This window comes from Pseudomonas sp. KH_040 (assembly GCF_057839305.1).
In genome coordinates this window covers 6,291,678-6,316,703 of the sequence record NZ_CM174487.1, presented here as the reverse complement: position 1 = coordinate 6,316,703, position 25,026 = coordinate 6,291,678, and the positions used below count along the sequence as shown (strand labels likewise).

Below are 25,026 nucleotides of genomic sequence, written 5' to 3'. Positions count from 1 at the left end.
TGCCTCACTGCCACATGACGGACGCATTACAACTCTAGGATTGGCCCCATCTGCTTGATGAGGTCTGTCCATGAATCCTGCCATCGCAACTGCCCTGACCAACCCCGGTGCGCCGATGAAAGTGCGCGGCGTGCAGAAACGCTTCGGCGCGTTCACTGCGCTGGATAACGTCTCCCTCGACGTCGCCGCCGGTGAACTGGTGTGCCTGCTCGGCCCGTCGGGCTGCGGCAAAACCACCTTGCTGCGCTGCATCGCCGGTCTGGAAAAACAGGACAGCGGCGAACTGTACCTCGGTGACCGCGACGTCTCGCACCTGGCCCCGCAAGCCCGTGATTACGGGATTCTGTTCCAGTCTTACGCGCTGTTCCCCAATTTGACCGTCGAGGCGAATATTGCCTACGGCCTTGCTGGCAGCGGGCGCGACGAAGTGCGCCAGCGCGTCGGGCAGATGCTGGAACTGGTCGGCCTCACCGGCAGCGAGAAAAAGTACCCCGGCCAGTTGTCCGGCGGCCAGCAACAGCGCGTTGCTCTCGCTCGGGCCTTGGCGCCGGCACCGTCGCTGCTGTTGCTCGACGAACCGATGTCGGCCCTCGACGCCCGCGTCCGCGAGCATCTGTGTACTGAACTGCGCCAACTGCAGCGCAACCTCGGCATCACCACACTGATGGTCACGCACAATCAGGACGAAGCCATGCTGATGGCCGACCGTATCGCCGTGATGAACAACGGCCGCGTCGAGCAGTACGCCACCCCGCAGGAAATCTACAACCGCCCGGCCACGCCGTTCGTGGCCGAGTTTGTCGGCCAAGGCAACTGGTTGCCGTTCCAGCGCAGCAGCGACACTCACGCGCAGGTCGGCGGGATGAATCTGCGCCTCAGCGACGGCAGCATCCAGCGCGCCTCGGGCCGTTTGTTTTGCCGCCCGGAAGCGATCAACGTCAATCCACCGGTGCACGAAGAGAACCTGTTCCCGGCCAAAGTCCGCGAGATCACCTTTCTCGGCAATCGCTGCCGCATGAGCTTCGAACTCGATCAGTTGCCCGGCCACGCCTTGCTCGCCGAACTCGCCCCGGAAGCCATGCCGCGCCTCGGCGCCCAGCAAATCATGGTCGCCTTGCCGCCGCGCAGCCTGCAGGTGTTTGCCTGATGAACAGCAACCTCGCGCTGCCGCTACCGCACAAGCAGGTGCGCCAGACTTCGAAAGCCGAGATCGGCGATCGCATTTTTGTCGTCGGCGGCAAAGTCCTTCTGCTGCTGTTGCTCGGCGTCGCGGTGTTGCTGCCGTTGCTGGCGATCTTCTGGCGTGGCTTCAGCAGTGAGGCCGGGCAGGGCGGTGGCTGGGTCGCGGCGAAGGAGTTGGTGACCAGCGAGAATTTCCACTGGCTGCTCGGCAACAGCCTGAAAGTGTCCCTGAGCGTCGCGGCCATCGTTGTACCGCTGGCTTACCTGTTTGCCTACGCCTTGCAACGCACGATGATTCCGGCCAAGGGCATCTGGCGCGGGATTTCCCTGCTGCCGCTGATGGCGCCGTCGATGTTGCCGGGCATTGCGCTGGTCTATCTGTTCGGCAACCAGGGCATGTTGCGCGGGTTGCTCTCGGACAACATCTACGGGTTCTGGGGGATTGTGCTGGGTGAGGTGATTTACACCTTTCCCCATGCGTTGATGATTTTGCTCTCGGCGTTGTCGCTGGCCGATGCGCGACTGTTCGATGCGGCGTCGAGCATGGGCGCCAGTCCGGCCAAGGCGTTTCGCAGCATCACCTGGCCGGCCACTCGCCAGGCCGTGTTCGCCGCGTTCTGTCTGGTGTTTACCCTGACCATCACCGATTTCGGTGTGCCGGTGGTGGTCGGTGGCGACTATCAAGTGCTGGCGCTGGAGGCCTACAAAGCCGTGGTCGGCCAACAACAATTCGGTCGCGGCGCGTTGATCGGCATGGTGCTGTTGCTGCCGGCGCTGTTCAGCTTCGGTGTCGATGCCTGGTTGCGTCGGCGTCACGGCGATTCCATGAGCGGTCGCGCTCAGGTGTTCAAACCGGCGCCGTCGAAGTTGCGCGATGGCTGCTATCTGGCGATTGTCTTGCTGATCAGCGCCGCGTTGATTCTGGTGTTCGGCATGGCGGTGTTCTCCTCCTTGGTAAAGTTCTGGCCGTACAACCTTTCGCTGTCGCTCAATCATTACCAGTTCAACGAAACCGCTGGCGGTGGCTGGCTGGCCTACAGCAACAGTTTGAAAATGGCGTTGGGCACGGCACTGATCGGCAGCGTGCTGATCTTTACCGGCGCTTACCTGATGGAGAAAACCCGCAGCCAACGCGGCCTCAACCTGGCGTTGCGCATGCTCAGTTTTGTGCCGATGGCGGTGCCGGGGCTGGTGCTCGGCTTGGGTTACGTCTTCTTCTTCAACCTCACTGGCAACCCGCTGCACGTGCTGTACGGGACGATGACGCTGCTGATCGTCTGCACCATTGCGCACTACCTGACCACTGCACAAATGACTGCAACCACCGCGTTGCGCCAACTCGACGCCGAGTTCGAAGCGGCTGCACTGTCGCTGAAGGCGCCGCTGTATCGGCATTACCTGCGTGTCACCGTGCCGATCTGCCTGCCGGCGCTGCTCGACATTGTGCGCTACCTGTTCGTCTCGGCGATGACCACCGTTTCCGCGGCGATCTTCCTCTACAGCCCCGACACCATCCTCGCGGCGGTGGCGGTGCTGAACATGGATGACGCCGGCAACGTCGGCGGCGCGGCGGCGATGTCGACCCTGATTCTGTTCACCTCGGCGGGCGTGTCCTTGCTGCTGGCGTGGGCTTCGCGCGGCTTGCTGCGCCGTTCTCAAGCCTGGCGGCAAACCGCGCCCGGTCACTGATTCCAACCCCGTTCAACTCATTACAGGAAAACGATCATGTTCAAGCCTATGGCCCTGGCCGCTGCTGTGCTCGCTACTTTCAGCCTGAATGCCTTCGCGGCAAAAACCGAGTTGACGGTGTACACCGCCCTCGAAGCCGAGCAGCTGAAGTCCTACAAAGAAGCCTTCGAAAAGGCCAACCCGGACGTCGAAATCAAATGGGTGCGTGATTCCACCGGGATCATCACCGCCAAACTGCTCGCCGAAAAGGCCCGTCCACAGGCTGACGCGGTGTGGGGCCTCGCCGCTTCGAGCCTGGCAATCCTCGACCAGCAAGGCATGCTGCAAAGCTACGCGCCGAAGGATCTCGGCAAGATCGGCGCGAACTACCGCGACGCCGCCAACCCGCCAGCCTGGGTCGGTATGGACGTCTGGGCCGCGACCATTTGCTTCAACACCGTCGAAGCCGAGAAGCAGGGCCTGAGCAAGCCAGTGAGCTGGCAGGACCTGACCAAACCTGAGTACAAGGGCAAGATCGTCATGCCGAATCCGGCGTCGTCCGGCACCGGTTTCCTCGACGTCAGTGCCTGGCTGCAAACCTTCGGCGAGAAGCAGGGCTGGGCGTATATGGACGGTCTGCACCAGAACATCGGCCAGTACGTTCACTCCGGTTCCAAGCCTTGCAAACTGGCGGCGGCGGGCGAGTTCCCGATCGGAATTTCCTTTGAATACCCGGCCGTACAGTTGAAGCGCCAGGGCGCGCCGCTGGACATCATCCTGCCGAAGGAAGGCCTAGGCTGGGAGATCGAAGCGACTGCGGTGATCAAAGGTACGCCGCATGAAGAGGCCGCGAAGAAACTGGCTGACTTCTCGGCGAGTGCTGAGGCGATGGATCTGTACAAGGAGAACTTCGCTGTCCTCGCGCAACCGGGTATCGCCAAGCCGCAGACCGAATTGCCGGCGGATTACGAGCAGCGTCTGATCAAGAACGACTTTGCCTGGGCTTCGAAAAATCGTGACGAAATCCTCACCGAGTGGCGCAAGCGTTATGACGGCAAGTCCGAGAAAGTTGCGGCCAAGTAAATCTTCGTAGTCTGACCGGGCCTCATCGCTGGCAAGCCAGCTCCCACAGGGTTTTGCGGTGAACACGAATTTTGGGAACACCTCGATACCTGTGGGAGCTGGCTTGCCAGCGATGACGGCCTCTCTTTCAGAGCACCTCTAAATGACACAACACAAAGACCTGCTCATCGTAGGCGCTGGCATTCTCGGCCTATCGCACGCCTATGCCGCCGCCAAACGCGGCCTAAAAGTCGCCGTTTTTGAACGCACAGCCACGCCCCTCGGCGCCTCGGTGCGCAACTTCGGCCAGGCCCTGGTCACCGGCCAGCCTCCGGGCACCATGCTCGAACTGGCCAAGGCCAGCCGCGAGATCTGGGGTGATTGGGCGCAGCTCGCCGGTTTGCAAATCAAGCGCAACGGTTCCTATCTGTTCGCCCGCACTGAAGCCGAAGAACATCTGCTCGAAGCCTTCTGCAACGGTCGCGCCGTGGAACACGGTTACAACATCCAGTTGCTGCGCGGTGCTGCCTTGCGCGATCTGTATCACGGCCAGTTCCGCCACCACCGCGCCGCGTTGCACGGCATGGACGATCAACAGCTGTACTCACGGGAAGCGATTCCGGCACTGATCGATTATCTGCGTCGCGACCTCGGCGTCGAGTTTCACTTTTCCACGCTGGTACGCGACGTGGAGCCGGGACGCCTGCACAGCACCGCCGGCAGCTTCACGGCGAAGCAGATCATCGTCTGCTCCGGCCACGATTATCAAACCCTGCTGGCCGAGCCGATCGCTGCGCTCGACCCGCAAATCTGTCGCCTGCAAATGCTCCGCGCCAAACCTGCGACCGAGCTGAATCTGCAACACGCCTTGCTCACCGGTTTGAGTTGCGTGCACTACGGCGCCTTCGCCGATCTGCCGGAAGCAGCGGCGGTGCAGGCGCAGATCCTCCGTGAGCAACCGCACCTGCACGACAACGGCATTCACCTGCTGATCAGCCCGACGCCTTACGGCGAGCTGATCATCGGCGACTCGCACCATTACGGCAGCGACGCTTCACCGTTCAACGCCGAGCAAGTGGATAACTGGATGCTTGAACTCGCCGAGCAGACGCTGGGCTGCAAGGTGCAAGTGGTCGAGCGCTGGCAGGGCGTCTATGGTTCCCGGGGGCCGGGGCCGTTTTCGTTGCTGCGCCCGGCAGCGGGATTGAGTGTGGCGCTGATGCACACCGGTGTCGGCATGAGCGTCGGCCCGGCGCTGGCCGAGCGCAATGTTGCGCAGTTGCTGGAGGAAATTGAATGACAGCTCACGAGCAAGTCGTCGCGCGGGTATTCGGGCTGTATGAACGCTTTGGCACCAGTGATTACATCGGCGAACCGGTGTCGCAGATCGAGCACATGTCCCAGACCGCCGAACTGGCGATCGCCGAAGGCTTCGATGACGAAGTGGTGCTGGCGGCGTTCTTTCATGACATCGGTCATTTGTGTGCCGAGGGCGCGGAGAACATGGGCGGTTTTGGTGTGGTCAGTCATGAACGGCTGGGCGCGGATTATTTGCGTGAGGCCGGTTTCAGCGAGCGCATGGCGCGGCTGGTGGAGTATCACGTGCAGGCCAAGCGGTATCTGACGTTGCGTGAGCCGGGATATTTCGAGCGCTTGAGTGAGGCGAGTCGGCGGACGCTGGAGTATCAGGGCGGGGTGATGACCGCGGCTGAGGCGGATGCGTTTGAGCGTGATCCGTTGTGTGCGGTGAGTTTGCGGATGCGGCAGTGGGATGAGTTGGCCAAGGAGAGGGCGGTGCCGGTGATTGATCTGGCGGTGCTCAAGCGTAAGGCTGAGGTTTTGTTGTTGGCTGAGTGATTGTCTCCCTCACCCCAGCCCTCTCCCGGAGGGAGAGGGAGCCGATCTTCATGCCTTTCAAACCTGAGTTCGACTGGATATCTCAGGTCGACGTATGACGGAAGAACAACACGGTCAGCGCCCTCTCCCTCTGGGAGAGGGCTGGGGTGAGGGTCGGCGTCTACAGCTCAAGCACCTTCCCCACCAACGCCTCAATCTGCTCCTGCCTTTCCGCCTGATTCAACTTCGCCTGCGGATTCAACGACGACCACTGCGGATGCGCCCGTGCCTTGTTCAGCGCCTCGGGCAACTTGCCCTCACGCCAGGTCTTATCCTGCGGAGTCGCCACCTGAACCGTATCCATCGCCGCATGCCCACGTTGATCCAGCGCCAACACCAACTGCCGCTGGCGCAACGCCAACAGCCGCAACACACCGTCATCCACCGTCAGTTCGCGCTGCCCCTTGATCTTGCCCAGCAAGCGACTGCCATAACTGCGCGCCGTTTGCAGCGCACCACCGGCAATCGCCCCCGCCAAAGCCGCCGCACCAAGGGTAATCCCGCCAACCAGCAAATCCACACCAGCTCCTGCCGCCGCACCTGCAGCAATCCCGCCGCCCACCCGTACGCCGAGTTGCTTCAAGGTCTCAGGGTTGAACAAGTCATCGCCCCAACGTCCATCGAGCAACGGCAAATCACTCGACGCCGCGTCCTGCGGACGAAACGCATACAGTTTTAACAACGCCTCGACACACTTCTGCTCGCGCTGGCGCACAGCCTTGCGCAGCTCGCTGATGGCTTGCTGTTCCTGCGCAGCTTCACTGACCACACTGCGCCGGCACGCGGCGCAGTCGATCAACAATTCAGCAATCAACCGCGCCGCACTTTGCTGACGGGCGAGGCGCTGAGCCTGCTGATCGGCAATCAATCGCTCCAGTTGCGGCCGGGCATTCTCCAGCAGCAGCGCAAGGCTTTCGTACAACCGGCGCTCGCCATCCTCGGGCGGCGCAACGCTGTCAAAACGTACCAGCGCGTGCAGTCCGAGCCTTGCCAACGCCTCACGCCAGTCCGGCTCGCGATGATTGGCGCTGCTGACGAAATTCAGCACCGGCAGCAGCGGCTTGCCGCAACTGGCGAGCACTTCCAGTTCGTCGCGGTACTTGGCCAATACCGGCTCGCGCGCATCGATCACATACAATCCGGCATCCGAGGCGAGCAGTTGCCGCAGCACTTTGGCTTCCTGTTCGAAACGCTGGCGCGCCTCGCTGCCATCGAGAAACCGCGCCAATCGCGCCGGGCCATCGAGACGTTCGCCGGGACGTTCCAGGCGTTCGAGAAAATCCAGCAGGGCGATGGCGTCTTCCAGGCCGGGCGTGTCGTAGAGGTCGAGCAGCGGCTCGCCGTCCACCGACAACCGCGCGCCTTCGACATGCCGCGTGGTGCTCGGGCGATGGGAGACTTCGCCGAAGCCGACATCGCGGGTCAGCGTGCGTAACAGTGAGGTCTTGCCGACGTTGGTGTGGCCGACCACCGCGAGTTTCAGCGGCGCTTTCCAGGCATCAGTCATGGCCAGTCTCCAGCCAGTTCAACGGCGCGCAATCGGCGAACGGCAGCTCAAGTTGTTGCAGTGCAACGTGCCAATCGCCGAGACGTTCGGCGTCCAGCGCTTCGCCGGGCGGCGCTTGCAGCAGCCACACGCGGGTTTCGCCAGCGCTGCGCGCCAGCTCGGCGATTAGCGCGAGGCTGCCACGATCCGGCGAGCGCCGTGGATCGCAGGCAATCGCCAGACGCGCCGGCGGGAAGCGGCTCAATTGTTCGAGGAGTTTGTGCCGTGACTCGCGGCTGTCGAGGATGCCGGCGTTGCTGACGTTTTTCGGCATTGCAGGCGGCCATGGGCGTTGTTCGTCGAGTTCGATGGCGACCAGCAACGCACCTTCGCTGGCGAGTTCGCCGACGCCACTTTCGACGCGATGCAGTTGCGCAGGCTCCGGATCATTGACGCCGAGGCGTTCGCTGGTTGGCATCAGACGTTCACGCAATTGCGCGTAGCCGGGCAGGTTCAAGTCCAGACGCAGCGCGGTTTTACCGCTGTTCCAGCGCCAGAAACACAACAGCGTCAGCAGCAGACGCGGCAGCACGCCGTAGACCACCAACACGCCGACCAGCCAGGTTGCCCAGGCCTGTCGAGCGCTTTCAATATCGAGCGCGCCGTCGCCGCTGGCGCGGATCATCTCCACCGTTGGCACGTTGAAGCCGAGCAGCGATGGCAGATAACCGAGCGCGTGGGTGACGTGGATAAAGGTGTCGGCGCTGAGAATCGTGGTTTCCCAGACGAAGCCGTAGCGCCGGGTCGCCATCAGCGTCAGCAGCAGAATCAATGCGCTGAACATCGCCAGCAGCCACAAGCCGTTGACCAGCGTACCGAGCGCCCAGCGATTGAGCTTCTTGCGTTGCAGCATCAAGAGCAGTGCCGGCGCCAGTTGCGCGGCTTTGGCGTCGCGGGCCATTTTTTCGCTGAGCCATAACCACAATCGGCCGAGCGTGGCGCCGTGCTCGCCGGCAAAGATCAATCCCAGCAACCAACTCAGTAGCAGAATCAGGTTCAGCCCGAGCAGACTGCCTAAGGCCCAGAACACATTGACCGGCGTTTGGCTCAACGCAGCAAAGGCCAGACCAGCGCCGCTAAGCACAGCGAAAATCATCAATAGCAGCAGCGCCAGGCGCGCACCTTGCAGCCAGTGTTTGAGGGCCGAAGTCAGCCCGTCACGTTCGGCCAGCCATAACGCCCGGCATTGAATGCGGCTCGGCAGATCGCCGCCGGCCGTGCGCGCCAGTCGGTTGGCTTCCAGATCATCCAATGGGCCTGCGTGTTCTTCGCGCAGGCGCACGGTCTCGGTGAGCCAGAGGTTTTGCAGTGGAGTCAGTTCAGTCACGCGGCTTTCCGTCGCTTAATTGATTGAAGAGCATAACCGCTGTGGCGCTTATCGGGGTAAGCGCGGCTCTGGTATCCTCGCCGGCATGACTAAATCACTCCCCCTCAGCCTGATCGCAGCCCTCGGTGAAAACCGCGTGATCGGCGTCGACAACAGCATGCCCTGGCACCTGCCGGGGGACTTCAAATACTTCAAGGCCACGACCTTGGGCAAGCCGATCATCATGGGTCGCAAGACCTGGGATTCGCTCGGTCGGCCGTTGCCGGGGCGCTTGAACATTGTGGTCAGCCGTCAGACCGGTCTGGTGCTGGAAGGTGCCGAAGTCTATCCGTCGCTGGAAGCAGCCGTGGTTCGCGCCGAGGAGTGGGCGAAGGAGCAGGGCGTCGATGAGCTGATGCTGATTGGTGGCGCGCAGTTGTACGCGCAAGGGCTGGCGCAGGCGGATCGTCTGTATCTGACTCGCGTGGCGCTGAGCCCGGAAGGGGATGCGTGGTTTCCGGAGTTTGATTTGCACCAGTGGAAGCTGGTGTCGAACGTTGAAAACCCGGCGATTGAAGATAAGCCCGCGTACAACTTCGAAGTCTGGGAAAAAGCTTAAAAGATCGCAGCCTGCGGCAGCTCCTACACGGTATCCGCGTTCCCTGTAGGAGCTGCCGAAGGCTGCGATCTTTTGATCTTGCTTTACATCACGCTTGAGCCAACTCCGCATGCTCATCAGCATCCAGCAACGCTTTATCGGTCTGCTGCATCACCTGACTGGTAATCGCACCAGCGGTGATCGAACCACTCACGTTCAACGCCGTGCGCCCCATATCGATCAGCGGCTCAACCGAAATCAGCAACGCCACCAGTGACACCGGCAAACCCATCGCCGGCAGCACGATCAGCGCCGCGAAGGTCGCGCCGCCACCAACACCCGCCACGCCCGCCGAACTCAAGGTCACAATCGCCACCAGCGTCGCGATCCACAGTGGATCCAGCGGATTGATGCCTACGGTTGGCGCAACCATCACCGCCAACATCGTCGGGTACAGACCGGCGCAACCGTTCTGGCCAATGGTCGCACCGAACGACGCAGCAAAACTCGCCACCGACTGCGGAATCCCCAGACGACGGGTCTGCGCTTCAATGCTCAGCGGAATGCTGGCGGCGCTGGAACGGCTGGTGAACGCGAACGTCAGCACTGGCCAGATTTTGCGGAAGAAGCGCAGCGGGTTGATCCCGGCCGCCGATACCAGCAAACCGTGCACGACGAACATCAGGCCCAGACCGAGGTACGACACCACGACGAAACTGCCGAGTTTGATGATGTCTTGCAGGTTGGAACCGGCGACCACTTTGGTCATCAGCGCCAGCACGCCGTACGGCGTCAGCTTCATCACCAGACGCACCAGACGCATTACCCAGGCTTGCAGGGTGTCGATGGCGTTGATTACTTTCTGACCTTTTTCGACGTCATCCTTGAGCAGTTGCAGCGCGGCAACCCCGAGGAATGCGGCGAAAATCACCACGCTGATGATCGAGGTCGGCTTGGCCCGCGCCAGATCGGCGAACGGGTTCTGCGGGATGAACGACAGCAGCAGTTGCGGCACATTCAGGTCGGCAACCTTGCCGGCATAGTCGGACTGAATGGTTTGCAGACGGGCCATTTCCTGGGTGCCGGCGACCAGACCTTCAGCGGTGAGGCCGAACAGGTTGGTCAGGCCGATGCCGATCAGCGCCGCAATCGCGGTGGTGAACAGCAGGGTGCCGATGGTCAGGAAGCTGATTTTGCCCAACGACGAAGCGTTGTGCAGACGCGCCACGGCGCTGAGGATCGAGGCGAACACCAGCGGGATAACGATCATTTGCAGCAACTGCACGTAGCCGTTGCCGACCAGATCGAACCAGCCAATCGAGGCTTTCAGCACCGGGTTGCCGGCACCATAAACGGTGTGCAGCGCGACGCCGAACGCAACGCCGAGCACCAGCGCCAGCAGGACTTTTTTCGCCAGACTCCAGGTGGTGTGGCGGGTCTGTGCCAGACCGAAGAGCAGGGCGAGGAACACCAGCAGGTTGAGAATCAACGGTAGATTCATGAGATCTCCAGGAAAGACTGTGCCAACAGCCTTCCGGGGCTGCTGCGAACCGGCAAGCCTAACAGCTTGATTTGCAATGAATTAATATCAAAATCGAAGGTTGTCCGTCGTTTTTGGAATAAGCCTGTGTCGCTCTCGGCAATGCATCTGGCGCAATAGGGACGCGGGCGGTCGCTGACAGACGAGGACTGTCACACTTATTTGTTAGCGTCGATCTCTTTGAATCAGGGAGAAGAGGCTTATGAAGTTCGCACCGAAATTTCTGGCTGTCGCGCTGACAGTGGGCATGGGTCTGGCCACTCAGGCCTTCGCTACTGACCTGAAACACTGGCCGGCCGATCAGGCCAAGGCGCTGGACGCGATGATCGCCGCCAACGCCAACAAGGGTAACTACGCGGTGTTCGACATGGACAACACCAGTTACCGCTACGACCTCGAAGAGTCCTTGTTGCCGTTCATGGAAAACAAGGGCCTGATCACCCGCGACAAACTCGACCCCTCGCTGAAACTGATGCCGTTCAAGGACACCGCCGAGCACAAGGAGAGCCTGTTCAGTTACTACTATCGCCTCTGCGAAGTCGACGATATGGTCTGCTACCCGTGGGTGGCGCAGGTATTCTCCGGCTTCACTCTCAAGGAACTCAAAGGCTACGTCGATGAACTGATGGCCTCGGGCAAACCGGTGCCGGCGACCTATTACGAAGGCGATGTGGTCAAGAAACTCGACGTCAACCCACCGAAGATCTTCACCGGCCAGCAAGAGCTGTACAACAAGCTGATGGAAAACGGCATCGAGGTCTACGTGATGACCGCCGCGTCTGAAGAACTGGTGCGTATGGTCGCGGCGGATCCGAAGTATGGCTACAACGTCAAACCGCAGAACGTCATTGGCGTTTCGATGTTGCTCAAGGATCCGAAGACAGGCGAACTGACCACCGCGCGCAAGCAGATCACCGCCGGTAAATATGACGAGAAGGCCAACCTCGGCCTGGAACTGACGCCGTATCTCTGGACCCCGGCGACGTGGATGGCCGGCAAGCACGCGGCGATCCTCACTTACATCGATGAGTGGAAAAAACCGGTACTGGTGGGTGGCGATACCCCGACCAGCGACGGTTACATGCTGTTCCACGATGTCGACGTGGCCAAGGGCGGGATTCACTTGTGGATTAACCGCAAGGACAAGTACATGGCGCAGATCAACGGCATGATGGCCAAGCATGCGGCGGCGCAGGCGAAAGAAGGGTTGCCGGTAACGGCGGACAAGAACTGGGTGATCGTCAAGCCAGAAGAAATTCAGTAACAGACACAGGGCCACTGTGGGAGCGAGCCTGCTCGCGAAAGCGTAGTGTCAGTTGATCGTTCCCACGCAGAGCGTGGGAACGATCAAAGGCAAAAAAATGCCCCGCACATTGGCGGGGCATTTTGTCTCGGCGATTTGACGCTTACAGCCCGTCGAGCATCGCTTTGTTACGCACAGCACCTTTGTCGGCGCTGGTCGCCAGCAGGGCGTAGGCCTTGAGGGCGGTGGTCACTTTGCGTGGACGCACTTCTACAGGTTTCCAGCCTTTCTTGTCCTGCTCGGCACGGCGTGCGGCCAGTTCTTCGTCGCTGACCAACAGGTTGATCGAGCGGTTCGGAATGTCGATCAGCACTTTGTCGCCGTCCTGCACCAGACCGATCGCGCCGCCGGCGGCAGCTTCTGGCGAAGCGTGGCCGATGGACAGACCGGAAGTACCGCCGGAGAAACGTCCGTCGGTGAGCAGCGCGCAGGCTTTGCCCAGGCCTTTGGATTTCAGGTACGACGTCGGGTAAAGCATTTCCTGCATGCCCGGGCCGCCTTTCGGACCTTCGTAGCGAATGATGACGATGTCGCCAGCCTTCACTTCGTCAGCGAGGATGCCGCGTACGGCGCTGTCCTGGCTTTCGAAGATCTTCGCGTTGCCTTCGAAGACGTGGATCGATTCGTCGACACCGGCGGTTTTCACCACGCAGCCGTCGAGGGCGATGTTGCCGTACAACACGGCCAAACCACCTTCTTGCGAATAGGCGTGTTCGAAGCTGCGGATGCAGCCGTTTTCACGGTCGTCATCCAGGGTTTCCCAACGGGTCGACTGGCTGAACGCCGTCTGCGTCGGGATACCGGCAGGGCCGGCCTTGAAGAAGTGATGCACCGCTTCATCGGTGGTCTGGGTGATGTCCCACTTGGCGATGGCTTCTTCCATGCTGTGGCTGTGCACGGTCGGCAGGTCGGTGTGCAGCAGGCCGCCACGGGCCAGCGAACCGAGGATGCTGAAGATGCCGCCGGCGCGGTGCACGTCTTCCATGTGGTACTTCTGGATGTTCGGCGCGACTTTGCACAGCTGCGGAACGCTGCGCGAAAGACGGTCGATGTCGCGCAGGTCGAAATCGATTTCGGCTTCCTGTGCGGCAGCGAGCAAGTGCAGGATGGTGTTGGTCGAGCCGCCCATGGCGATGTCGAGCATCATCGCGTTCTCGAACGCCTTGAAGTTGGCGATGTTGCGCGGCAGTACCGATTCGTCGTTTTCGCCGTAGTAACGCTTGCACAGCTCGACGATGGTGCGGCCGGCCTGCAGGAACAGCTGTTCGCGGTCGCTGTGGGTAGCGAGGGTCGAACCGTTGCCCGGCAGTGCTAGGCCGAGGGCTTCGGTCAGGCAGTTCATCGAGTTGGCGGTGAACATGCCGGAGCACGAACCGCAGGTCGGGCAGGCGCTGCGCTCGTACTCAGCGACTTTCTCGTCAGAAGCGCTTTCGTCGGCGGCGATCACCATGGCGTCGACGAGGTCGAGGCCGTGGGAAGCGAGTTTGGTCTTGCCGGCTTCCATCGGGCCGCCGGAAACGAAGATCACCGGAATGTTCAGGCGCAACGCGGCCATCAACATGCCCGGGGTGATCTTGTCGCAGTTGGAAATGCACACGATGGCGTCGGCGCAGTGGGCGTTGACCATGTACTCGACGGAGTCGGCGATGATCTCGCGGCTCGGCAGCGAATACAGCATGCCGTCGTGGCCCATGGCGATGCCGTCATCCACGGCGATGGTGTTGAATTCTTTCGCTACGCCGCCGGCGCGTTCGATTTCGCGGGCGACCAGTTGACCCAGATCCTTCAGGTGTACGTGGCCCGGTACGAACTGGGTGAACGAGTTGGCAATGGCAATGATCGGCTTTTTGAAGTCGTCATCTTTCATCCCCGTGGCGCGCCACAATGCGCGGGCACCGGCCATGTTGCGGCCGTGGGTGGATGTTTTCGAGCGGTAATCTGGCATGGAGCACTCCGGGCGGCTAATCACTTACTAATCAGGTGCAAAAGGGGAGTGAGCTTCTATTGACGTCTGGAACACTCAGAAATGGCCGTGTGTTCGTGAAGTTGCCGATGACGTTGCGGGATCGCCGCTGGTCTCAGCTTGAGCTCATAAACCCGCCGGGGGATGAATGGCGATGAATCAGCCGATTCTACACCGCTGGCGTCTGGAGGGAATGGCGCAAAGTGTTGTTCCAGTGCCGACGGGGTGTATGGGATGACGACCGGCGGGTTTAATCACCGCCGGTCTGCGCCACGGTATTGGCTTCAAGGTTTCTGGCGCGATGGCTGAGCCTGTTGTTGAGCACCAGCGCTGTCGCGCTCAGCAACACAAAGCTGTAGCCGAGCGTGGATTGCAGATTGGCTGGGCTGAGGCTGATCAACGCGCTGATAAGGCCGCCACAAATAAAGATGATCGTACTGCCCGCCGAGGCCGACGTCCCGGCGTTCTCGGGAAACAGGCCCATGGCCCGAGAGGTGGCGGCGGGGCGGGCAATGGTGGTACCCGCCGTGCAGATCAACATCGGGATCAACACAGTGGCTGGCGCCAGCGCGTGATTGGCTGCCAGGTACAGCATTGCCAGCCCCGACAGCAGTATCAGACTTAGCCCGGTGAAGACTTGCTGAGCAGGAGTGATCCGTCGATTGAGTACGGTGGCGAGGATGCCACCGACGACATAGGCCGCGCCGTAAACCAGCAGGATCAGTGAAAAGTCGTAGGGTGCGAGCTGCAATTGATCCATGAAAATCAGCGGCGAAATCACGATGAACGAGAAGTGACAGGCGAAAGCGAACGCTGAAATCAGCCAGTAGCCGACAAACTCGAAATCCCCCAGCACGCGGCGGTAGGACTGAATGAAACCGAGCCGTGTGCCGCTGTAGGCCGGACGGCTGTTTGGTAAAAACAGCCAGGCCTTGATCAGCACCGTGGCGGCCAGCGCGGTAAACACCCAGAAGCTGCCGCGCCAACCGAGTGAGGCCTGAAGAAAGGTGCCGGCCAGCGGCGACACCGAGATGAAGATGCCGGTAGCCGTGACCATCAGGATACGCAAACGGTCGCGTTCCTCACCTTCGAACAGATCCTGCACCAGCGCCTGGGACAGCACGAAACATCCACATCCCAGGGCCTGCATCACCCGGAATATGAGAAATAGCGTGTAATCGGAGGTCATCACGCAACCGAGCGCACCCAGCATCGATACGCTCATGCCGGCGAGTAACAAGCCCTTGCGTCCGATCACGTCCGAGAGGGGGCCGATCAGGACCTGAGCAAATGCGATCCCCACGGCGAACAGACTGATGGACAGTGCGATGTCTGCCGGCGAACGGTGAAAGTGCGTCGCCAGTGCCGGAAAGGAAGGCAGCAGCACATCCAGTGGAAACACACCCAGCAGCACCATGGCCAGCAACAGACTGACAGCGGCGCGACGTTGCCTTGTGGTTGCCACGGATTGTCCTTTATCCATCGATCAGTCCTGCCTTGGCGAAGAGTTTCTGGTTATGGGGAAGTGCGAAAAATCCTGCCTTTCGTAGTGCGTCCAGCGTGGCGATGGCGCCTGATCGTGCACGTGCCCGGTTGGCTTGCACCGTTGCCATGCCGCCGACAATTTCCATCACGTCACTGTCAGCGATGCCGGCTCCTCGCAAACTCTGTTGCAACCAGCGTTCGTCGGTCTCGAAAAAAATCCCGATGATCTCCAGCAGTGTCCTGCTCACAAACGTGCGCTGGCGGCTGTTCATCGACAGCCAGAAGTAATGGAACGCTTCGGCGAAATATCGACTGTGGCGGGCTTCGTCCGCCAGATGGTCACGCAGCATGTCGTTGACGCTGGACACCAGGCTGTCGCGGCATACGTCCAGCAGCTCACGGGCAATGATGGTTTCCGAGACGAAACCGAGCAGAAACCATGCCAGCGCCCGGTTCTTTTCCGGCGTGCGAGCAATCAGCGAGTTCAGGCGGGTGATGCGCTTCGGAATCGCCGGCCGTTCGGTGATTCCATAGAAATTGGCGATCTGCTCCGCGAGACGATTGGAAAACAGCGCGTGATAACCCTCGTCGGTGTAAAGCTGCAACGCGGCGTTTTTCATTACCGCAGGCACGTGAATGGGCAGTTCGCGGTGCACGATGACTTCCACGGCACGGTTGACGATGCGGTGTTCGAGCAGGGTGGTGTAATCGAGAAAGTGCACCAAGTGGTTGGCTGACAGTCGGTGCAACACGTCCCGCCCCGCCATCTGGATAGCCGGATGTGCCAGATAAGGTAGAAACGCCGGTGGAAACCAATGGCGGGTTTGCAGTTGCAGCGGCACATCGTCGGGCAATTGGTAGTCATGGGTACTGCTGCGTACCGAGGCACGGCTGTCCCAGTCTCCCAAGGTGAATTTGAGTGCCCAGGACACCGGCGCTTGATCCGGGTCGGCATTCGACAGGGTCATGCCTGCACCTCACGCAACAACTCGCGCATTTCGTGACACATCACTTGCCCGTCGCTTTGTCCGCAACCAACGAAGAACAGCGGTTGTTCAGCACTGCCCTCAAGCTTGAGCAGTGCTTCGACCTGCTGGTCGGCAAACGCGCCGGTCAACCAAGTGTTGAGGCCCAATGCCGTGGCGACCAGTTGAAAGGTCTGCGACAAGTGGCCCGCTTCAACGAAGGCCATCCGATAGGCCCGCGAGTGTTCGTACTTCCACCAGAGCCGGTCGAAACGGGCGGTGATAAACAAACCCAACGGCAGGTTGTTGATGAAATGCTGACCGCCGAGCAATTGGCCCAGCGCGGGCTCAGGCAATGGATTAACCCGGCTCAGGGTGTGGTCGGCCGGATGATAGGCATAGATGCCGGGTTCCAGGCCATCGACGTTCTGCACCAGCAGAAAGCCTTCGCAAGCGTTCAGACCGCCAGCGGAAGGACTGCTCCGGCGTGCGCCGAGCCCTTGGGCGATGCTGTCGTCGCGGTCATTGTCACGTTCCTGGAGATAGCCGAGGGCAAGATAGAGCAGGGTGCCGACGTCCTTCAGCGTTATCGCTGCACCTGTATAGGAACGGCAGGTTTTGCGCTGGAGCAGAACATTTCCCAGACGGTCGTCATTCAACGCGCTCGGCGCAGGCAGGGCGATACGCTGCTCGGATGCCGGCATTGGGCGGTTTGTCGCGGGCTGTGGGTTAGCCAGTACTTCGTTGCAGTGCGCCAGATATTGTCTGGACCACTCGTGAATATTCTGTGGGGTATGTTCGCAGGGAATATTTTGCGTGCCGATGTGATAAATCTTCGACAGCTCATCCCAACCCCATTGCGGACTGTCTATTGGGGAAATAGTTAGAATGCCTGCGCTTAATAGTTGTGTGTCTATTAAGTTGTGGGTGTCGAAAAGTTCCGGGTTGTGGATTAGTTGTGCGAGTCGATTGGCATAATTAAGATCAAGTTCGTGCTGTGTGTGGTTTTTATAGTTCCACACGATTTGCCCGGGTGAACGCGGCAAGATAAATAAGTAAGGGTTGATGTGCATGTCTGTCGATTCACTCTGGAGAAAGTCAAAAGGACGCCGGGTGCCGGCACTTCCCAGCGTCCAGACTCACTTAACGGGCTTTAGGGGCAACCAGAAAAGCCAGGTTTGCGATTTTTTTACTTTCCAGAGAAATACGTTTCATGATGTGAACTCCTTGTTCGTTGATAGTTGAAGTCACCTCGTGGTGACGACTTCATAATAGTTTGTAATGGATTATTGGCAAGAGGATATTAAGTAGGAAATTTCCAGTAATTTTGTCGGAGCAGTCTTTAGCCGGAAATAAACTTGTAGGGGAAGTTTCGGTAATAAAAAGATGTAAGGAAATGTCCTGCATGTCTGCGGGAATATAATTGTAGGAACTCGAGGGAGATAGCGAAGGGAAGGGTGATGCCTGAGATAAAAACGGGGAGCCTGCTGGCTCCCCGATGTCCGCATGGATCAGCTGTTGGGCAGCAATCGGCAGGTGATGCTCTTGATGTAGCGCGTTTCGGCGATGGCAGGGTGCACCGGGTGATCCGGACCCTGGCCGCCACGCTCGAGCAACTGGATGTTGCGATCCAGGTGACGCGCGCTGGTCAGCAGGATGTTCTGCAGGTCATCTTCCGGCAGGTGCATCGAGCACGATGCGCTGACCAGGATGCCGTCCTTGTTGAGCAGGCGCATGGCTTGCTCGTTCAGGCGACGGTAGGCGCCTTCGCCGTTTTTCATGTCTTTCTTGCGTTTGATGAACGCTGGCGGGTCGGCCACGATCACGTCGAAACGTTCTTCGCTGGCCTTCAGTTCTTTCAGGGCTTCGAAGACGTCGCCTTCGATGCAGGTCATCTTGTCGGCGAAGCCGTTCAGCGCAGCGTTGCGCTCAACACCGTCGAGGGCGAAAGCCGAGGCATCGACGCAGAACACTTCGCTGGCGCCGAACGCCGCAGCCTGCACGCCCCAGCCACCGATGTAGCTATAGAGGTCGAGGACGCGTTTGCCTTTGGCGTAAGGGGCCAAGCGGGCGCGGTTCATGCGGTGGTCGTAGAACCAGCCGGTTTTCTGACCCTGAATCACCGGGGCTTCGAACTTCACGCCGTTCTCTTCCAGCGCCACCCACTCCGGCACCAGGCCGAACACGGTTTCGACGTAGCGGTTGAGGCCTTCGGCGTCACGTGCGGCGGAGTCGTTCTTGAACAGGATACCGCTTGGCTTGAGCACTTGGGTCAGGGCCGCGATCACGTCATCTTTATGCGCTTCCATGGTCGCCGAGGCGATCTGCACCACAAGAATGTCGCCGAAACGGTCAACGACCAGGCCTGGCAACAGGTCGGAATCACCGTAGACCAGACGGTAGAACGGTTTGTCGAACAGGCGCTCGCGCAGCGACAAGGCCACGTTCAGACGGTGCACCAGCAGCGATTTGTCCAGCGCAACTTTGGTGTCGCGCGACAGCAGGCGGGCGCAGATCAGGTTGTTCGGGCTCATCGCCACGATGCCCAGCGGCTTGCCGCCAGCGGCTTCGAGGATGGCCTGGTCGCCGGCATTGAAGCCGTGCAGAGGGGTGGCGGCAACATCGATTTCGTTGCTGTAGACCCACAGGTGGCCGGCGCGCAGGCGACGGTCGGCGTTGGCTTTGAGGCGCAAGCTAGGCAGGGACATGACGTCGCTCCGGAAAAAAGAGCGGGAGTATAGCGTGTTGCGACTTGTGCCGGGTTTGGAGTGCGATGAAACGCTAATGGCCTTTTCGCGAGCAGGCTCGCTCCCACAGGGGATTTGTGGCGGACACAAGACCAGTGTGGGAGCGACGGTGCGACGATTCGACTTGCTCGCGAAGCGGTTTTGACTTCTACGTCGACAGTGCGTCGATCAGCTCTTTGTTGAACGCCGGAATATCATCAGGCTGACGGCTGCTGATCAGGTGACCATCCTTGACCACTTCTTTATCGACCCAATTGGCCCCGGCATTCACCAGGTCATCCTTGAGCGTCTTGTAACTGGTCATGGTCTTGCCGTTGACCAGCCCCGCCGAGATCAGCAGCCAGCCGCCATGGCAGATCACCGCGATCGGTTTGCCGGCCGAGGCGCCGGTCTTGACCAGATGCTGGGCATCCTGATCGATGCGGATGGTGTCGGAGTTCTGCACGCCGCCCGGCAGGACGATTGCGTCGTACTGCTCGCTGCTGGCGCTCTGGAATGTCTGGTCGACCTTGAAGTCGTCCGCCGGTTTGTCGTGGTTCCAGCCTTTGACCTTGCCGGCCTCGGCGGAAAGGATGTCGACTTGCGCGCCGGCTTGCTCCAGTGCCTGCTTGGGACCGGTCAGTTCGACCTGTTCGAAACCGTCTGTTACCAAAATGGCGACGCGTTTGCCGTTGAGGGAGGTGGCCATCGATAAGCTCCTGAGTCTGTGGGAGTTTGCCGCCGTAATGGACCGGAGTGATCCGTTGGGCATTACAGATTCCGAAGCCGTGGCCTGAATGAAAGTTCCTGACAATTGCCCACTGGTGTGTCGTCGTGCGGTTTTTAGAGGTTAGAATCGCCGCCTGTCCCAGAGTGTGTACTTATGTCCCAAGAGCTGACCACCGAACAGATTCAACAATCGCTGCAAGGCATCAGTGTGCCGGCGCAACCGCAGATCATGGTGGATCTGCAAATGGAGCAGTACATGCCCGACCCGGACCTGGAGGTGATCGCCAAGCTGATCTCCCAGGATCCCGGCCTGTCCGGTTCGCTGCTGAAAATCGTCAACTCGCCGTATTACGGCCTGAGCAACAAGATCACTTCGATCCAGCGTGCGGTGAACCTGCTGGGCAGCCGTTCGATCATCAACCTGATCAACGCGCAGTCGATCAAGGGCGAGATGAATGACGACACCATCGTTACGCTCAACCGTTTCTGGGACACTGCCCAGGATGTGGCGATGACGTGCCTGACGCTGGCCAAGCGTATTGGCACTCAGGCGGGCGATGAGGCTTACGCCTTGGGCCTGTTCCACGATTGCGGCGTACCTTTGATGTTGCAGCGCTTCCCCAATTACATGACGGTTCTGGAAAAGGCTTACGCCAACGCCAGCGCCGAATGTCGCGTAGTGGACACTGAAAACAGCGAGTTCAATACCAACCATGCAGTGGTTGGTTACTACACGGCCAAGTCCTGGCGTCTGCCGGAGCACGTCAGCGCGGCCATCGCCAATCACCACAACGCCCTGGCGATTTTCAGCGATGAGACGTCACGCAACAGTCAGCTGAAAAACCTGCTGGCGATCCTGAAAATGGCCGAGCATATCTGCGCGTCGTATCGCGTGCTGGGCAACCAGACCGAAGATTTCGAATGGAACGCCGTCGGGCCGTTGGTACTCGATTACGTAGGGCTGTCGGATTACGACTTCGAAACCCTCAAACAAACGATCCGCGACCTCGGCGCGCATTGATTCGAGGACGCTATGCCTGAACTGCCGGAAGTCGAAACCACTCGTCGCGGGATTGCCCCGCACCTGGAAGGCCAGCGTGTCAGCCGGGTGATCGTGCGGGACCGGCGGTTGCGCTGGCCGATCCCCGAAGACCTCGATGTGCGTCTGTCGGGGCAGCGAATCGTGCTGGTCGAACGACGGGCCAAGTACCTGTTGATCAATGCCGAGGTTGGTACGCTGATCAGCCACTTGGGCATGTCGGGCAATTTGCGTCTGGTCGAAGTCGGTTTGCCGGCGCTCAAGCATGAACACGTCGATATTGAACTGGAGTCGGGGCTGGCGCTGCGTTACACCGATCCGCGACGGTTCGGCGCGATGTTGTGGAGCAATGATCCGCTCAATCATGAATTGCTGATTCGTCTCGGCCCGGAGCCACTGACCGATCTGTTCGATGGCGAGCGTTTGTTTCAGCTGTCGCGCGGGCGTTCGATGGCGGTCAAACCGTTCATCATGGACAACGCGGTGGTGGTCGGGGTCGGCAATATTTATGCGACCGAAGCGCTGTTCGCTGCCGGGATTGATCCGCGTCGTGAAGCCGGGGGCATTTCCCGGGGGCGCTATCTGAAGCTGGCCATCGAGATCAAACGCATTCTAGCCGCTGCCATTGAGCGTGGCGGGACGACGTTGCGCGATTTCATCGGCGGTGACGGTCAGCCGGGCTATTTCCAACAGGAACTGTTTGTCTATGGCCGTGGCGGTGAACACTGCAAGGTCTGTGGCACCGGCTTGCGTGAAGTGAAGCTGGGCCAGCGTGCCAGTGTGTTCTGCCCGCGCTGCCAGAGCTGAGGCAAACGGCTGAAAAAGTCCTACGGTCTATAGTGAGTTGTCTCACTGTTAAGCCCGAAGGATCGTGCCATGAAATCCTTGCAAGTCCTCTTTGTTACGCTGTTGCTGTGTTCCAGTCTGGCTGTTCAAGCCGCGGAAAATGGCAGTGGCGATCCGCGTTACACCATCCAGAATCCCCCGGCCTACGCGATGATCGGCGACTTGCTGATTGCCCGACCTTTATTGGTGGTGGCGACGGTGATTGGTGCGGGGGCGTTTGTCGTGTCGTTGCCGTTTACCGCACTGGGTGGCGGGGTGGGCGATGCGGGGCAGGCGTTGGTGGTGGATCCGGCGAAAGCCGCTTTTGTGCGGTGCCTGGGGTGTATCGGGGAGGGGTTTGAGCAGCGCGAGTAAGCTGATCAGGGATTTCCTGTGTGGCTGACGGCCTCATCGCGAGCAGGCTCACTCCTACAGTTGAAATGCGTTCCAATGTAGGAGTGAGCCTGCTCGCGATGGCGTCTGTACAGGCGCTGGAAGACTCAAGCCTTGCCGGTAATCTTGCGGTATTTCTCCATCAACTGTTCTTCAGTCTCCGGATGCGCTTCGTCCAGCGGAATGCAATCCACCGGGCAAACCTGTTGGCATTGCGGTTCGTCGTAGTGGCCGACGCACTGGGTGCACAGGTTCGGGTCGATCACATAGATCTCTTCGCCTTGGGAGATGGCGGCGTTCGGGCACTCGGGTTCGCAGACGTCGCAGTTGATGCAATCGTCGGTGATGATCAGGGACATGCTAACTCCAGCCGGGGCGGCAGGCCCGGGCGCTATAAATCAATGCGCGCAATTGTGCCGCATTGGCGCGCGCAGTGCACGCTGCTGCGATCAAGGGCTGTAATCAACAGCCAGGATCGCAGTCCGAGCCTTCGGCAGCGCCTACTTTTTGAAGCGCAGGGTCAGCGCATCGGCCACAGCGGGGTGGACGAACTTGCTGATATCGCCACCCAACGCGGCAATTTCCCGCACCAGCGTCGAGGAAATGAACGAATAACGCTCGGACGGGGTGAGAAACAGACTCTCCACATCCGGGGCCAACTGGCGGTTCATGTTGGCCAGCTGGAATTCGTATTCGAAGTCCGACACCGCGCGCAAACCACGCAGGAACACATTGGCGTTCTGCTCTTTGGCGAAATGCGCCAGCAGCGTCGAGAAGCCGACCACTTCCACGTTCGGCAGGTGTTTGGTGACCTCGCGAGCCAGTTCGACCCGTTGTTCCAGCGGGAACAGCGGGTTCTTTTTCGGGCTGGCAGCGACCGCAATGATCACGTGGTCGAACAGGCGCGAGGCGCGTTCGACCAGATCGCCATGGCCCTTGGTAATAGGGTCGAAGGTACCTGGGTACAACACTCGGTTCATCGCGTCGTCCTGGCGGGAGTCCGTTGGGGAGTCGGATGGTATCGCAGCCGTCCCGGTCGGCCAAGTCGCCTGTTGGGTAAGAAAGCACTATAGACGATGGCAATAATCGGTTTTTTCACGGGTTTCTCAGCCGATCGACGAGGGATGTCGCCAGTTGCGCGGTCAGGCCATACACCGACAGCTGCGGGTTGGCGCCGATGCTGGTGGGGAACAGTGAGCCGTCATGGATCGACAGATTAGCCAGTTGATGATGCCGGCCGAGACTGTCGGTGACCGCGCTTTTCGGGTCTTCGCCCATCGCGCAGCCGCCCATGACGTGAGCGCTGCCCAACCGAGTGCGGTACAGCTCAAGGCTCAAACCATCGATCAGCGTGCGCGCTTCGGCCAAGGTTTTCGCGTAGCGGGCGTCGGCGTGCATCGGCATTACCGATTTCGCACCGCCGGCGAACTGGATTTCGGCCATGACATGAAAGGCCCGGCGCAGGCCGTCCCAGGCGTAGGGCGAAACCTGATAGTCGAGCACCGGCGAACCATCGCCCCGTAATTCGACTGCGCCACCCGTGCTGTCCGGGTGAAAACCGTCGCGCAGCAACGCCAGCATGGCGTGGGTGTGCGGCAGGTCTGCCATGTGTTGCGCACTCTCCTCACCAAAGCCGCCGAGCAGGGTGGCCGCCAGTGCCGGATGCAACGGTGGTACTTCAAGTTTGAAAGCCATCGGCCCGGTGGTGCCGTCCTTCCATTGGAAATGGTCGGAATAGATCGACTGCGGCGCCCCGTAGAACGGGTTGATGACTTCGTCGAAGCGCGCGGCGGACATGTTCACCGGGTGCAGGAAGGTGCGTTTCCCGAGGTTTTTATGCGGATCCGGGGCATCCGAACGCAGCAACAGCGCCGGGCTGTTGATGCCGCCGCCGGCGAGCACGTAATGCCTCGCGTTGACGGTGATTTTGCGGCCGGTCGGTTCAACGCAGCGCTCATCCATCGCCACGCATTGCAGGCCAGTGACTTTGTTGCCGCTGATCAGCAGTTTCTCCGCTCGGGCCAGATAAAGCAGCTCGCCGCCCTTTTCCAGCGTCGCCGGAATGGTCGTGACCATCATCGACTGCTTGGCGTTGGTCGGGCAACCCATGCCGCAATAACCAAGGTTCCAGCAGCCGCGCACATTGCGCGGGATCACGTGCCAGCTGTAACCGAGTTGCTCACAGCCTTTGCGGATCACGTCGTTGTTGGCATTGGGCGGGACCATCCACGGCGCTACGCCGAGGCGCTGTTCCATTTTCTCGAACCACGGCGCCATCTCGGTGGGGCTATGGCCTTTGACGTTGTGTTCTTTGGCCCAGTGTTCGAGGGTCGGCTCCGGCGTGCGAAAGCTCGAGGTCCAGTTGATCAGCGTTGTGCCGCCAACCGCGCGGCCTTGCAGAATGGTGATCGCGCCGTCCTTGCTCATGCGGCCGATGCCCTCCTGATAGAGGCTGCTGTAGGCCTGGTCTTCGAGCATTTTGAAATCTGAACTGGTTTTCAGCGGGCCTTCTTCGATCAGCAGGACTTTGTAGCCGGCAGCGCTGAGGATTTCCGCAGTGGTGCCGCCACCGGCGCCGCTACCGATGATAGCGACGTCGGCTTCAAGGGTGAGGTCGTCGCTCAGTTGTGCGCCGTTGTAGGTTTTCCAGCCTCGGGCGAGGCCTTCGCGGAACGGGTCGGGTACGGGCATCGATCAGGTTCTCTTGTTTTTGTTGTTCTGGCGGGCCTCATCGCGAGCAGGCTCACTCCTACATTTGGAATGCAACCCCCTGTAGGAGTGAGCCTGCTCGCGATAGGTG

General features: G+C 60.2%; 22 protein-coding genes. 10 read left to right on the top strand and 12 right to left on the bottom strand.

Annotated features, from left to right (window positions below):
• The first annotated feature begins 70 nt into the window (after positions 1–70).
• The 5 genes from AC3IUF_RS28235 to AC3IUF_RS28215 all read left to right on the top strand — a co-directional run bounded on the left by AC3IUF_RS28235 (position 71) and on the right by AC3IUF_RS28215 (position 5,769).
• The gene (locus AC3IUF_RS28235) at positions 71–1,147 is read left to right on the top strand and encodes a putative 2-aminoethylphosphonate ABC transporter ATP-binding protein (RefSeq protein ID WP_122842270.1); all 1,077 of its coding nucleotides are present in this window, start codon (positions 71–73) and stop codon (positions 1,145–1,147) included.
• The gene (locus tag AC3IUF_RS28230) at positions 1,147–2,871 is read left to right on the top strand and encodes a putative 2-aminoethylphosphonate ABC transporter permease subunit (RefSeq protein ID WP_007912990.1); all 1,725 of its coding nucleotides are present in this window, start codon (positions 1,147–1,149) and stop codon (positions 2,869–2,871) included. The genes AC3IUF_RS28235 and AC3IUF_RS28230 overlap by 1 nt, the downstream gene beginning before the upstream one ends.
• 36 nt (positions 2,872–2,907) lie before the next feature.
• Positions 2,908–3,933, top strand: a complete 1,026-nt coding sequence (locus AC3IUF_RS28225; protein ID WP_034153698.1) for a putative 2-aminoethylphosphonate ABC transporter substrate-binding protein — start codon at positions 2,908–2,910, stop codon at positions 3,931–3,933.
• A 142-nt stretch (positions 3,934–4,075) separates the two neighbouring features.
• Positions 4,076–5,212, top strand: a complete 1,137-nt coding sequence (locus AC3IUF_RS28220) for a TIGR03364 family FAD-dependent oxidoreductase (RefSeq protein WP_489279866.1) — start codon at positions 4,076–4,078, stop codon at positions 5,210–5,212.
• Positions 5,209–5,769 (top strand): phosphonate degradation HD-domain oxygenase, encoded by a 561-nt coding sequence (locus AC3IUF_RS28215; protein ID WP_489279865.1) that lies wholly within the window; start codon positions 5,209–5,211, stop codon positions 5,767–5,769. The genes AC3IUF_RS28220 and AC3IUF_RS28215 overlap by 4 nt, the downstream gene beginning before the upstream one ends.
• Before the next feature lie 160 nt (positions 5,770–5,929).
• Here the strand turns inward: AC3IUF_RS28215 and AC3IUF_RS28210 are convergent, their stop codons facing one another.
• Together AC3IUF_RS28210 and AC3IUF_RS28205 are read right to left on the bottom strand one after the other, a co-directional pair.
• Complete coding sequence (locus AC3IUF_RS28210; protein ID WP_489279864.1) at positions 5,930–7,315, bottom strand: GTPase/DUF3482 domain-containing protein; 1,386 nt, start codon at positions 7,313–7,315, stop codon at positions 5,930–5,932.
• Complete coding sequence (locus AC3IUF_RS28205; RefSeq protein WP_489279862.1) at positions 7,308–8,681, bottom strand: DUF2868 domain-containing protein; 1,374 nt, start codon at positions 8,679–8,681, stop codon at positions 7,308–7,310. Before AC3IUF_RS28205 ends, AC3IUF_RS28210 begins: the two co-directional genes overlap by 8 nt.
• Positions 8,682–8,766: 85 nt before the next feature.
• Here AC3IUF_RS28205 and AC3IUF_RS28200 point away from each other — a divergent pair, with 85 nt between their 5' ends.
• Complete coding sequence (locus tag AC3IUF_RS28200; RefSeq protein ID WP_007913563.1) at positions 8,767–9,279, top strand: dihydrofolate reductase; 513 nt, start codon at positions 8,767–8,769, stop codon at positions 9,277–9,279.
• 88 nt (positions 9,280–9,367) lie between these two features.
• Here the strand turns inward: AC3IUF_RS28200 and AC3IUF_RS28195 are convergent, their stop codons facing one another.
• Positions 9,368–10,759, bottom strand: a complete 1,392-nt coding sequence (locus tag AC3IUF_RS28195; protein ID WP_489279861.1) for an L-cystine transporter — start codon at positions 10,757–10,759, stop codon at positions 9,368–9,370.
• A gap of 241 nt (positions 10,760–11,000) precedes the next feature.
• Here AC3IUF_RS28195 and AC3IUF_RS28190 point away from each other — a divergent pair, with 241 nt between their 5' ends.
• Positions 11,001–12,062, top strand: coding sequence for an HAD family hydrolase (locus AC3IUF_RS28190; RefSeq protein ID WP_007913565.1), 1,062 nt, complete (start codon positions 11,001–11,003; stop codon positions 12,060–12,062).
• Positions 12,063–12,204: 142 nt separating this feature from the next.
• Here AC3IUF_RS28190 and ilvD read toward each other — a convergent pair whose 3' ends face one another.
• From ilvD to AC3IUF_RS28160, 6 genes are all read right to left on the bottom strand, one after another.
• Positions 12,205–14,046, bottom strand: a complete 1,842-nt coding sequence (gene ilvD / locus AC3IUF_RS28185; RefSeq protein WP_489279860.1) for a dihydroxy-acid dehydratase — start codon at positions 14,044–14,046, stop codon at positions 12,205–12,207.
• Positions 14,047–14,314: 268 nt separating this feature from the next.
• On the bottom strand, positions 14,315–15,547 hold the full coding sequence (locus AC3IUF_RS28180; RefSeq protein ID WP_095112809.1) for a multidrug effflux MFS transporter: 1,233 nt from the start codon (positions 15,545–15,547) through the stop codon (positions 14,315–14,317).
• Entirely contained in the window at positions 15,540–16,517 is a 978-nt protein-coding gene (locus tag AC3IUF_RS28175; RefSeq protein ID WP_123376164.1) for a diiron oxygenase, read from the bottom strand. The genes AC3IUF_RS28180 and AC3IUF_RS28175 overlap by 8 nt, the downstream gene beginning before the upstream one ends.
• Complete coding sequence (locus AC3IUF_RS28170) at positions 16,514–17,587, bottom strand: SagB family peptide dehydrogenase (protein ID WP_489279858.1); 1,074 nt, start codon at positions 17,585–17,587, stop codon at positions 16,514–16,516. Before AC3IUF_RS28170 ends, AC3IUF_RS28175 begins: the two co-directional genes overlap by 4 nt.
• Before the next feature lie 438 nt (positions 17,588–18,025).
• Positions 18,026–19,222 carry a class I SAM-dependent rRNA methyltransferase gene (locus tag AC3IUF_RS28165; protein ID WP_007913577.1) on the bottom strand — a complete coding sequence of 399 codons (1,197 nt, stop codon included), beginning with the start codon at positions 19,220–19,222 and terminating at the stop codon, positions 18,026–18,028.
• Positions 19,223–19,409: 187 nt separating this feature from the next.
• On the bottom strand, positions 19,410–19,949 hold the full coding sequence (locus AC3IUF_RS28160) for a type 1 glutamine amidotransferase domain-containing protein (RefSeq protein WP_489279856.1): 540 nt from the start codon (positions 19,947–19,949) through the stop codon (positions 19,410–19,412).
• A gap of 228 nt (positions 19,950–20,177) precedes the next feature.
• Here AC3IUF_RS28160 and AC3IUF_RS28155 point away from each other — a divergent pair, with 228 nt between their 5' ends.
• From AC3IUF_RS28155 to AC3IUF_RS28145, 3 genes are all read left to right on the top strand, one after another.
• Positions 20,178–20,990 (top strand): HDOD domain-containing protein, encoded by an 813-nt coding sequence (locus AC3IUF_RS28155; protein ID WP_162131202.1) that lies wholly within the window; start codon positions 20,178–20,180, stop codon positions 20,988–20,990.
• A 12-nt stretch (positions 20,991–21,002) separates the two neighbouring features.
• Complete coding sequence (gene mutM / locus AC3IUF_RS28150) at positions 21,003–21,815, top strand: bifunctional DNA-formamidopyrimidine glycosylase/DNA-(apurinic or apyrimidinic site) lyase (protein WP_007913582.1); 813 nt, start codon at positions 21,003–21,005, stop codon at positions 21,813–21,815.
• A gap of 69 nt (positions 21,816–21,884) precedes the next feature.
• A complete protein-coding gene (locus tag AC3IUF_RS28145; RefSeq protein WP_007913584.1) occupies positions 21,885–22,208 on the top strand; it encodes a hypothetical protein in 324 nt (107 codons plus the stop codon).
• Between the two features lie 125 nt (positions 22,209–22,333).
• Here AC3IUF_RS28145 and AC3IUF_RS28140 read toward each other — a convergent pair whose 3' ends face one another.
• The 3 genes from AC3IUF_RS28140 to AC3IUF_RS28130 form a co-directional block, all read right to left on the bottom strand.
• Positions 22,334–22,585, bottom strand: a complete 252-nt coding sequence (locus AC3IUF_RS28140; RefSeq protein ID WP_003195146.1) for a YfhL family 4Fe-4S dicluster ferredoxin — start codon at positions 22,583–22,585, stop codon at positions 22,334–22,336.
• Positions 22,586–22,726: 141 nt separating this feature from the next.
• Positions 22,727–23,206 (bottom strand): pantetheine-phosphate adenylyltransferase, encoded by a 480-nt coding sequence (coaD, locus tag AC3IUF_RS28135; protein WP_003229157.1) that lies wholly within the window; start codon positions 23,204–23,206, stop codon positions 22,727–22,729.
• Between the two features lie 115 nt (positions 23,207–23,321).
• On the bottom strand, positions 23,322–24,917 hold the full coding sequence (locus tag AC3IUF_RS28130) for a GMC family oxidoreductase (protein ID WP_095112805.1): 1,596 nt from the start codon (positions 24,915–24,917) through the stop codon (positions 23,322–23,324).
• Positions 24,918–25,026: the final 109 nt, after the last annotated feature.